Origin of the sequence: Clostridium sp. Cult2, from assembly GCF_021655075.1 — a bacterium.
Classification (GTDB): domain Bacteria; phylum Bacillota; class Clostridia; order Tissierellales; family Tepidimicrobiaceae; genus Schnuerera.
Genome location: NZ_PPXX01000080.1, coordinates 1 through 8,291, shown reverse-complemented (window position 1 = coordinate 8,291; position 8,291 = coordinate 1). Strand labels below are relative to the sequence as shown.

General features: G+C 32.2%; 6 protein-coding genes. 5 read left to right on the top strand and 1 reads right to left on the bottom strand.

Annotation, left to right across the window (positions count from 1 at the left end; genetic code table 11):
* Positions 1 to 110: 110 nt before the first annotated feature.
* On the bottom strand, positions 111 to 1,457 hold the full coding sequence (locus C3E90_RS08440) for a metallophosphoesterase (RefSeq protein ID WP_236915199.1): 1,347 nt from the start codon (positions 1,455 to 1,457) through the stop codon (positions 111 to 113).
* Between the two features lie 235 nt (positions 1,458 to 1,692).
* Between C3E90_RS08440 and tpx the strand changes: the two genes are divergently transcribed.
* The 5 genes from tpx to C3E90_RS08415 all read left to right on the top strand — a co-directional run bounded on the left by tpx (position 1,693) and on the right by C3E90_RS08415 (position 8,222).
* The gene (gene tpx / locus C3E90_RS08435) at positions 1,693 to 2,208 is read left to right on the top strand and encodes a thiol peroxidase (protein ID WP_236915198.1); all 516 of its coding nucleotides are present in this window, start codon (positions 1,693 to 1,695) and stop codon (positions 2,206 to 2,208) included.
* Between the two features lie 179 nt (positions 2,209 to 2,387).
* Positions 2,388 to 3,767, top strand: a complete 1,380-nt coding sequence (gene trkA, locus C3E90_RS08430; protein ID WP_236915197.1) for a Trk system potassium transporter TrkA — start codon at positions 2,388 to 2,390, stop codon at positions 3,765 to 3,767.
* Positions 3,745 to 5,208: a TrkH family potassium uptake protein gene (locus C3E90_RS08425; protein WP_236915196.1), complete on the top strand. Its 1,464-nt coding sequence runs from the start codon at positions 3,745 to 3,747 to the stop codon at positions 5,206 to 5,208. Before trkA ends, C3E90_RS08425 begins: the two co-directional genes overlap by 23 nt.
* Before the next feature lie 30 nt (positions 5,209 to 5,238).
* On the top strand, positions 5,239 to 5,991 hold the full coding sequence (locus C3E90_RS08420; protein WP_236915195.1) for an exodeoxyribonuclease III: 753 nt from the start codon (positions 5,239 to 5,241) through the stop codon (positions 5,989 to 5,991).
* Positions 5,992 to 6,026: 35 nt separating this feature from the next.
* Positions 6,027 to 8,222: a DNA topoisomerase III gene (locus C3E90_RS08415; protein WP_236915194.1), complete on the top strand. Its 2,196-nt coding sequence runs from the start codon at positions 6,027 to 6,029 to the stop codon at positions 8,220 to 8,222.
* Positions 8,223 to 8,291 lie beyond the last annotated feature (69 nt).

The window sequence follows — 8,291 nt, the reverse complement described above, 5'->3', positions numbered from 1 at the left end:
GGGATAATTAACAAATATCATAGGAATGGAGATTATGCCATATTTAATTTTTGGTAATATTACCAATTACACTTTTATTTTTGCACAACAAGAGTTATTTAGTTTTTTTACTATTTTGACTTAAGTGGAGTATATAGTTTATTGTTATCTGTCTTTTCATCATCAAACATGCTCATTACATAATCTCTAATGAAAAATGGAGCAGTATATTGTAAAATATTGAACCCTTTAGTTGTGAATATATCGTAGATAAGTTCGTTTCTAAAACCTGCAAAATATTTCAAATTAAGTTCTGCCACAGTTTCAGATATTGCTTTCATTTCTTCATCAGAAAATTTACTTATTTCCAATAATGAATCATAATATTTATCGTAGGATTTTTGCCTAAAGAAATCCCTTGAGTATTTTTTAAAATTATTTAAATTTTTGTCCTGGATATCGTTCTCCCAAGCCCAAGCATATACATCAACTCTATTAGTATTGTATTCATAGCCTTTATCAGGTAGAAATTTCAAAACACCATATTGATTAGGATAAGCAGTTAAACAGGAAGTTGCAATATCGTAAATTGTTTTATCGTATTTACCATAGGATTTTATATCCTGTAAATGGATATGGCCTGATAGTACAATTTGTACATCACATTCAAGAAGAAGGTCTAATACTTCTTTGCTATTTTCAATGGTAAAGTGTTCATTAACTATTTCACTGTGGTTCATCAAGCTATGATGCATAACAGCTATAATTTGAGCATTGTTTTCTTTTGCTAAATTAGCACATTCTTTTATCCATTCAAAAGTTTTAGCAGGTATTTCACCATCCATTTCAGGAGTTTCCCTTACCTTATTCCTTTTGTATTTAGCTGAATCTAGCATTAATAACCAAACATCTTCTGCAGGTGCAGCTAAATAGCTTAAGGAATGGTTGTCTCTAGAAATTGCATCTTTATAACCAAAGGGTGAATATATTTCTACAAACTCATCTTTAGTTATAGAATCAATTTTTATCATCTCATCTCCAAAGTAATTTCTTGCCCAAGGGTTTTCAATATCATGGTTACCTGGAATTACAAATATATGGACTCCTAGTTTTTTAATATTCTTCAGTTTCTCAGCCATTTCCAAATGGCTTTCTTTTTCTCCATTACAAGTTAAATCACCGGGAATAATCAAAATATCTGGCTTTCGATTTTCAATATCTAATGTAAAGGCATCTATTATTTCATCAGAATAGTGGAGTAATTTTCCATCACCAGAATTGAGAAACCAATCAAAAGCCTTACCATCATCATAGGTTTTTTTAGATAGATGATGAGGGTCTGTTGCAATAAAGAAAGTAATATCTTCTCCAGATTTAATTTTACAATTTAATACAGAGCAAGTGAATTTTTCAACACATCCAACTAGAGTTAATATAATTATGATTGTAAAGATTAGAGATACTTTTTTATTATTCATAATATTACCTCACAATCTTCATAATGGTTGACTGTCCTTTGTTTAATATCTCTCCTTGATATAATTATATCATAGTAATGGTAGTAATTACTAATTAAAGATTCAAATAAAATTTATAAATCAAATTCATTATTTTCTATTCAGTAATATGAGTACAATAGAAGCTTTAGGGTATTAATAGTGCAACTGAGATTTTATTTATTGTATATATAAATATTTGAAAGGAGACAGAAAAATGACAGAAAAAAGAGCAGGTTTGGTAACCATGGGAGGAAATCCTGTAACCCTTATAGGTAAAGAAATCAAAGTAGGAGACAAGGCCCCTGATTTTACAGTACTTAAAAATAATCTTCAAGAGTATTCCTTAAAAGATGCAGGAGATAGTATTAAAATAGTCAGTGTAGTACCATCACTAGATACAGGAGTATGTGAATTTCAAACAATTCGATTTAATGAGGAAGCAGCAGAGTTAGGTGATGTAGTTATACTAACTATAAGTGTAGACTTACCTTTTGCACAAAAAAGATTCTGTACATCCAATGATATTGATAAAGTTATTGTATTATCCGACCATAGAGACCTTTCCTTCGGTATGAACTATGGATTTGTTATAGAGGAATTGAGGCTTTTGAGTAGGGGTATAGTGATTTTAGATAAAAACAACCTGGTACAGTATGTTGAGTATGTGAAGGAAGTTGGAGAACATCCAAATTATGATAAGGCAATAGAAGAGGTAAAAAAACTTATGTAAATTAGAATAAAAACCAATCCTAGGATTGGTTTTTATATTTTAGCTATATATAATTTCTTTCATACTTAACATGCTATAATTTCTTATTATTCTACGAATTTATATATTCAATCCTTTTTTATTGGCTTTTAAACTGTTATAATAATGCTATATGTATCTTTAATTAGGAGTGGATTAATATGAAGGTAATGATTATAGGAGCTGGTAAACTAGGGTATAGACTAGCAGAAGCCATGAACAATGAAGATATTGATGTTACTTTAGTAGACGTGAATTTTAAGACATTAGAAAGGATTAATGACCATTTAGATGTTTTGACCGTAACAGCAAACGGTATTGAAATTGCTAAACTAAAGGAACTTAATATAGATACCTATGATTTACTTATAGCAGCAACAAATAGCGATGAAACCAATACTCTAATATGTACCCTAGCAAAAAAATTGAATTGTAAAAAAACTATAGCAAGGATTAGAGATCCTGAATTTATAGAACAGTTGGATTTTGTTAAAGCAGAGATGGGAATTGACCATATTATCAATCCAGATTTGACTACAGCTATTGAAATAGAAAGATATCTATCCAAAACATATAACTTTTATTCCGGAGATTTTGCTAAAGGTAAAGTTTCCATGGTGGATTTTCATTTGAGTAGTACCCATAGCTTTGTTGGGAAGAAACTTATGGAACTGAAAGACTTGGAAGGCCTTCTTATTACTGCCATATCTAGAGAGGGAAATTTAATAATTCCAGATGGGTCAACAGAATTAATGGATGGAGATGTTATCCATGTAATAGGGAAAAGCAAAAATATCAACAAGTTAGGTGAGAGACTTGGAATTAACATGAATAGAAAGGAATCGAAAAAAGTAATAATTTTAGGTGGAGGTAATATAGGATATTATCTAGCTCAAAGGTTAGAAAAAACGGGTACTAATGTTACCATAATAGAAAAAAGCAAGGAACGGTGTCAATATCTAGCAGAAAAACTTAACAATACTTTGATAATCCATGGAGATGGGACTGACATTGATCTTTTAGAAGAAGAAGACTTGGCATCCTATGACACTTTTATAGGAGCTACAGGGTATGATGAACAAAACCTGTTAATGGCGTTAGTAGCGAAACAATTAGGTGTAATTAAGACTATTGCTAAAATAAGCAGACCTAATTATGTTCATATAGTGGATAAATTAAATGTAGATATAGCTTTAAATCCAGTCAATATTACCGTTAGTAATGTATTGAAATTCATAAGGGGTGGTAAGGTAGTTTCAGTTTCATTACTTCTTGGAGGAGAGGGTGAAGTTACCGAAATAATAGCTAGTAAAGATTTACCTATAGTAGGTAAACCATTATCCAAATTAGGACTGCCAAAGGGAATTATTATAGGAGCTATTGTCCATAAAGGAGAAGTAATAATACCAAATGGTAATAGTGTAATCTATGAAAATGACAGAATAATTGTCTTCTCTCTAACATCTCATATGCCAGCCTTTAATAAGATGATAAGACCAAATAAAGGAGGTTTACTAAATGGGTTATGGATCCGTGATTAAAATACTAGGCAATTTACTCTTAGTGGAAGCAGCACTAATGATACCTTCTTTAATGGTTTCCATATACTATAACGGGCAGGATAAAATGGCATTTATATTAAGTATTATAATAACTAGTGTAGTAGGTCTAATAATGGGTAAAAGTTTTAAATATAATAAAGGCATTAAGGCAAGGGAAGGACTTACTATAGTTGCTTTTGGATGGATTTTGGCTTCGTTTTTTGGTTCCTTACCCTTTATATTTTCTGGGAGCATTCCATCTTGGGTAGATGCTTTTTTTGAAACCGTATCAGGTTTTACAACTACAGGGGCAACTATTGTTGATAATGTGGAAGGACTTCCTAAAGGTATCCTATTCTGGAGGTCTTTTACCCATTGGATTGGAGGTATGGGAATATTAGTATTTACTGTTGCTATTCTACCTACTTTAGGGGTAGGAGGTTTCCAAATTTTCAAAGTAGAATCACCTGGTCCTAGACCGGATAGAATTGCACCAAAAATTAAAGATACTGCTAAAATATTGTACATAACTTATCTGTTTATAACTATATTACAGATAATATTATTGTTAATTGGTAAGATGCCCTTTTTTGATGCTGCAGTTCATACCTTTGGAACAGTGGGAACAGGTGGTTTTTCCATTAAAAACGCCAGTGTAGGGGCTTACAATAGTACCTATATACATATAGTAATAGGTATATTTATGGTATTATCTGGAGTAAATTTTTCTCTATATTATTCACTTTTTAAAGGGAAATGGAAAGAAGTAATAAAGAATGAGGAATTAAAACTATATCTGGGTATAATATTTACTGCTGTTTTATTAATTGCATTAAATATAAATAGAAACGTATATCATAGGTTTTGGTTATCTTTAAGGGATGCTTTTTTTCAAGTAGCTTCTATTATAACAACAACAGGTTATGCGACAGCGGATTTTGATAGCTGGCCTACCTTTAGTAAGACAATCCTTTTTTCCCTTATGTTTGTTGGAGGATGTGCAGGCTCAACAGGAGGGGCAATAAAAAATATAAGGATTTTAGTTTTGCTAAAATTAGTGAAAAGGGAAATATCCAAGATATTCCATCCCAGGGCAATAATACCTATTAAGGTAGAAGATAGGATTCTTCCCAATGAAGTAGTTGCAGGTATTTCAAGTTTTTTTATGTTATACATTTTAGTATTTATACTAGGGACTATATTAATATCTTTAGAGGGAATAGACTTTGAAAGTTCAGCTGGGGCAGTAGCAGCAACCTTGGGGAATATTGGGCCAGGCCTAGCTTTGGTAGGACCATCTAGGACTTATAGTAAGTTTAGCTATGTTTCTAAACTATTATTGTCATTATTTATGTTACTAGGAAGGTTAGAATTATTCACTATAATTGCATTATTTACTCCAGGTGTATGGAAGAGTGAGATTCTAACAAAAAATAGATAATTATGAAAGATAAAAATATGGAGGGATAAGATGAAATTAGTTTCTTGGAATGTGAATGGCCTTAGGGCTTGTGTTAAAAAAGGTTTTTTAGATTATTTTGAAGAAGTGGATGCAGATATATTCTGTGTTCAAGAAACTAAATTACAAGAAGGTCAAATTGATTTAGATTTAGTAGGATATCACCAATATTGGAACTATGCTGAAAAAAAAGGGTATTCGGGTACAGCTGTCTTTGCTAAGGACAAGCCTTTTACTGTAAAATATGGATTAGGGATAGAAGAGCATGATAATGAAGGAAGAGTTATAACTTTAGAGTTTGAAGATTTCTATTTAGTAAATGTATATACTCCTAATTCACAAAGAGAATTAGCAAGGCTTGATTATAGAATGACTTGGGAAGATGAGTTTAGAAAATATTTAAAGGAATTAGACTCTATTAAACCCATAATCCTTTGTGGAGATTTGAATGTAGCCCATAAGGGAATAGATTTAAAGAACCCAGATACCAACAGAAGGAATGCAGGTTTCACCGATGAAGAACGGGGAAAGATGACAGAATTACTTGGCGCAGGATTTATAGATACCTTTAGATATTTCTATCCAGGCAAAGAAGATGCTTATACCTGGTGGTCTTATATGAGAAAGGCTAGGGATAGGAATGTGGGCTGGAGAATCGATTATTTCATTGTATCTGAAAGGCTTAAGGATAGATTAAAGGATGCCCAAATTCATTCGGAGGTAATGGGCAGTGATCATTGTCCGGTAATGTTGGAGATAGAATAATATAATATAAAATAGCTACATGAAAGGATGTTAAGATGAACAAGGTATTAGTATTAGCTGAAAAACCCTCAGTAGGTCGCGATATAGCTAGGGTTTTAAAATGTAACAAGAAATCAAATGGGTATATAGAAGGAGATAGATATATTGTTACTTGGGCTCTAGGACATTTAGTAACAATAGCTGATCCTGAGGATTATGATAAAAGATATAAGGATTGGAGAATTGACGATTTGCCAATACTACCTCCCTATTTAAAACTTGTGGTAATTAGACAAAGTAGTAAACAATTTCATACCGTTAAGAGACAGATAAATAGAAAGGATGTATCTGAAATTATAATTGCTACAGACGCAGGCAGGGAAGGAGAACTTGTTGCTCGTTGGATTATAGAAAAGGCAGATATAAAAAAGCCTATTAAGCGACTTTGGATTTCTTCTGTTACTGATAAGGCCATAAAAGATGGCTTCAATAATTTAAAAGACGGAAAGGCTTATGAAAATCTATATCAATCAGCAGAGGCAAGAGCGGAGGCTGACTGGATAGTAGGAATCAATGCTACCCGTGCTCTAACTTGCAAATACAATGCTCAGCTATCCTGTGGTAGAGTCCAAACTCCCACTCTTAATATGATTGCACAGAGGGAAGAAGAGATACGAAATTTCAAACCTAAGGAGTATTATTGGGTTACTGCTTCTACCAGCAACTTGAAGCTAATATGGCAGGATGAAAGATCAAATAGCACAAGAACATTTGATAAGAATAAGGTTGATAATATTATCAAAGCAATAAAAGGAAAAGGTGCTAAAGTTGTAGATGTAAACAAGGTAAATAAGAAAAGTTACCCACCAAAGCTCTATGACTTGACGGAGCTACAAAGAGATGCAAATAAGATATTTGATTTTTCTGCAAAGGAAACCTTATCAATAATGCAAAGTCTATATGAAAGGCACAAGGTTTTAACTTATCCAAGAACTGACTCAAGATATATTTCATCTGATGTAGTAAACACTTTAAAGGATAGAGTAAAGGCTTGCAATATTGGGCCATATAACAAACTAGCGGCAAAGGTTTTGCAGAAGCCAATAAAAGGAAATAAATCCTTTGTAGATAACAGCAAAGTAACAGACCACCATGCTATTATAACAACAGAGGAAAGGGTACAATTAAGTGAGTTAAGTGACAGAGAAAGAAAGATTTATGATTTAGTAGTAAAAAGATTTTTAGCAGTATTATATCCACCTTTTGAATATACACAGATAACAATAAAAGCCAAAATAGGTGACGAAACATTTATTGCTAAAGGAAAGAAAACCATAAAGGAAGGCTGGAAAGAGATTTATTCATATAACTATGAAGATGATGATGAAGATATATTCCATCAGGAATTACCGGTAATTAAAAAAGGAGATACTTTAGAAATAAAGGCAATAGAAGAGGTAAAAGGGAAAACTCAGCCTCCATCACCTTTCAATGAAGGTACTTTATTGTCAGCTATGGAAAATCCTAAAAGGTATATGGCAGGGGAAAGCAAAGAGTTAATTAGAATAATTGGGGAGACAGGTGGTATAGGTACTGTAGCTACAAGAGCAGATATTATCGAGAAATTATTTAATACATTTTTAATTGAAAAAAGAGGCAAGAATATATTCATCACTTCTAAAGGTAAGCAGCTATTGGATCTAGTACCTGAAGATTTAAAGTCACCAGATCTAACAGCAGAGTGGGAACAAAAGCTCACTGCTATATCTAAGGGGAAACTTAATAGGAAAGCTTTTGTAAATGACATGAAGGAATATACAAAAACTATTATAAAGGATATAAAGAGCAGTGATAAAGAGTATAGACATGATAATTTAGCAAGAGTTAAATGCCCAGAGTGTGGTAAGTATATGCTTGAGGTGAAGACCAAGAAAGGAAAGATGTATGTCTGTCAGGATAGAGAATGTGGATATAGAAAAAATATTTCCAAGATAACCAACGCTAGATGTCCTAATTGCCACAAGAGACTTGAACTAAGAGGAGAAGGCGAAGGACAAATATTTACATGCAAATGTGGATATAGAGAAAAACTATCTACATTCAATGAGAGAAGAAAAAAAGAGAAAAGCAGACTGTCAAAAAAGGATGTATCTAGGTATATGAAGGAACAGAAAAAGCAAAACAAGGATTCAATTAATACTGAATTGGCGGATGCCCTTTCTAAAGAGACTGTAATAAATTTTGTGCTTTAAGTAAGTTTGATTACTCTGATCTGACAAGAAAATTTAGATTTAATTTAGATAATAATTTTTCAAATTTGA

What these genes read in the sequence shown, in the direction of transcription:
- C3E90_RS08440 (WP_236915199.1), bottom strand. Translation starts at nt 1,457, where the DNA reads ATGAATAATAAAAAAGTATCTCTAATCTTTACAATCATAATTATATTA.
- tpx (WP_236915198.1), top strand. Translation starts at nt 1,693, where the DNA reads ATGACAGAAAAAAGAGCAGGTTTGGTAACCATGGGAGGAAATCCTGTA.
- trkA (WP_236915197.1), top strand. Translation starts at nt 2,388, where the DNA reads ATGAAGGTAATGATTATAGGAGCTGGTAAACTAGGGTATAGACTAGCA.
- C3E90_RS08425 (WP_236915196.1), top strand. Translation starts at nt 3,745, where the DNA reads ATGGGTTATGGATCCGTGATTAAAATACTAGGCAATTTACTCTTAGTG.
- C3E90_RS08420 (WP_236915195.1), top strand. Translation starts at nt 5,239, where the DNA reads ATGAAATTAGTTTCTTGGAATGTGAATGGCCTTAGGGCTTGTGTTAAA.
- C3E90_RS08415 (WP_236915194.1), top strand. Translation starts at nt 6,027, where the DNA reads ATGAACAAGGTATTAGTATTAGCTGAAAAACCCTCAGTAGGTCGCGAT.